Source organism: Robertmurraya korlensis (genome assembly GCF_023715225.1).
Lineage (GTDB): Bacteria > Bacillota > Bacilli > Bacillales > Cytobacillaceae > Robertmurraya_A.
In genome coordinates this window covers 1-452 of record NZ_JAMBNS010000102.1, presented here as the reverse complement: position 1 = coordinate 452, position 452 = coordinate 1, and the positions used below count along the sequence as shown (strand labels likewise).

Genomic DNA, 452 nt, shown 5'->3' with positions numbered 1-452 from the left:
GTGTAGCGACGACTTTACTATCCAAAGAAAAACGCGTCGATTTTATCAGTGAGCTGCGTCAAGAATATGGCGAAGTCCGTGAACGTCTTGCCAATCGCCAACCCAAAGCGGCCAAGCTATCATATGCGGAATCGATTGAGCAAGGTTTCCAATACGACTGGGCGAACTACACGCCGCCTAAGCCCAACCAATTAGGACAATTCATTTTGGACGATTATCCGTTACAAAATTTATTGCCTTATATCGACTGGACGCCTTTCTTTATCTCTTGGGGATTGGTCGGCAAATATCCCAAAATCTTTGATGATAGCATCGTCGGGGAAGAAGCCAAAGACTTATTTGCCAATGCCCAAGCCATGATTGATAAATTAATCAAGGAAAAATTGGTCACAGCTAAAGCGGTGTTTAGACTAAGCCCTGCCCAACGTCCAAGCTCAGACACGGTGCAGGTA

General features: G+C 45.4%; 1 protein-coding gene. It reads left to right on the top strand.

The genetic code is table 11. The annotated features are described in order from the left end of the window. A partial coding sequence (locus M3175_RS25995; protein WP_251524598.1) for a vitamin B12 dependent-methionine synthase activation domain-containing protein occupies positions 1–452 on the top strand: 452 nt, incomplete at both ends.